The sequence below is a fragment of the Streptomyces alkaliphilus genome, assembly GCF_014141535.1.
GTDB classification, from domain to species: domain Bacteria; phylum Actinomycetota; class Actinomycetes; order Streptomycetales; family Streptomycetaceae; genus Streptomyces; species Streptomyces alkaliphilus.
In genome coordinates this window covers 1-1,721 of record NZ_VKHT01001029.1, presented here as the reverse complement: position 1 = coordinate 1,721, position 1,721 = coordinate 1, and the positions used below count along the sequence as shown (strand labels likewise).

Genomic DNA, 1,721 nt, shown 5'->3' with positions numbered 1-1,721 from the left:
GCGTCCCGCCCCCCCGCGCCGTCCCGGGCGCCGCCCGTCAGGAGGCGGGGTCGACCGCCGCCCCCGGTTCCGGGGCCGGAGGGGCCGCCGCCGCCGACACCGGGGCGGGGAACGCCTCCCAGCCGCCCGCCGGGGCGGTGCCGACGTCCAGCGTGCGCAGGGCGTCGAGCAGTTCGGGGTCCTGGGCGTCCAGCCAGTCCACCAGTTGCCGGAAGGACACGCAGCGCACGTCCTCCATCGGACAGATCTCCCGGATCACGTGCTCAACGGCGCGCATGTAGATACCGCCGTTCCACCCGTTGAAGTGGTTGCCGATGATCAGTGGCGCGCGGTTGCCCTCGTACGCGCGGCGGAAGCCCTGCAGGAGTCCCTCCCGGGTCTGCTCCTCCCAGAAGGGGTGCATGGACGGGTCGCCGCTGCCCGGGCCGGACTGGTTGACCATGAAGTTGTAGTCCATGGCCAGCACCTCGAAGGAGCGCCCCGGCATGGGCACCTGCTGGAGCGGGATGTCCCAGACCCCGTCCGGGGTGCGGTCGGGCCACACCTGGCGCCCGTTGCCGCTGGAGTCGTAGCGCAGTCCCAGGTCGCCCGCGGCGCGCAGCAGCGCGTCCCGGCCCTCCAGGCAGGGGGTGCGCCCGCCGACGAGTTCCCTGTCGTAGTCGAAGGGGAGCGGGTCGATGTGCTCCCACCCGGTGACGGTCCTCCAGTTGGAGACCATCCACTTGGCCTGTTCGGTCTCCGAGATCCAGTCCTCGGGCGTCCAGGTGTTCACGCCGGTGGGTCCACAGAAGTGGCCGTTGAAGTGGGTGCCGATCTCGCTGCCGTCCAGCCAGGCACCGCGCAGTTGTTCGAGGGTGGCGGCGATGCTCTCCTCCGAGAGGTAGCCGATGTCCGAGGCGCCGGGTGAACGGCCGGGCGGCTCGTACAGCTCGCGTTGGCTTCCGGGCAGCAGGTAGATGCCGGTCAGGAAGTAGGTCATGTGGGCGTCGCTCTCCCGGGCGATCTCCCGGAACCGGGAGAAGAGGCGGTTGCCGTCCTCCCCCGCGCCGTCCCAGGAGAAGACCACGAACTGCGGCGGCTTCTCGCCGGGGCCCAGTCGGTCGACGGCCGGTTGGTTGGGCTGGGCGCCGGTCAGCGCGGTGGAGCCGTCGCCGAGCAGGTGGGGGTTGCCGGGCGAGGGGCCCTGCGGCGCGCCGGCGCCCGGCTCACCGGTGGCCTTCCGGTCCGCATTCCGGTCCGCCTCCCGCTCACCCGGCTCCGGGAGGCCGCCGGAGCAGGCCGCCAGGAGCACGGCCAGCGCGGCGGCGAGGAGCGTCCTGCTCCCCACCCGGCCGGTCCCGCGCCCGCGACGGCGCGCCGTCGGGGCGTCGTGCCCCGCTCCCCGTCCGCCTCCGGGGCGCCGCGCCCCCGGGGTTCGCCGGATCCGCGTTCCCCCTCTTCCACCCGTCATCGGTCCTCCCGCGGTGTGTGGTCGTCCCGGTGTGGTGCGCACCGGTCCGCCCACGCTCCCCCGTGAGTAATACAAACCATTGATATGACAAGCGATAAAGCATGTTTTTTCACCCTTTGGGTGGAATCAGTCGTGAGAGAGGGGATCCGGACTAGTGCAGACCTTTACGTGGCATTACTCTTCGTTTACCAAGCCTTGAGAGTAGTCATACCGATACGGAAGGTAGTCACACCGGTCACGTCCGGCCCCGCGGCCGGACGCGACCCCGGGC

Annotated in this window: 1 protein-coding gene; it reads right to left on the bottom strand. The window is 71.4% G+C overall.

Going from position 1 to position 1,721, the window contains the following annotated elements:
- Nucleotides 1-37 precede the first annotated feature (37 nt).
- Entirely contained in the window at nt 38-1,327 is a 1,290-nt protein-coding gene (locus tag FNQ90_RS22135; RefSeq protein WP_182607965.1) for a polysaccharide deacetylase family protein, read from the bottom strand.
- Between the last annotated feature and the right edge of the window lie 394 nt (nt 1,328-1,721).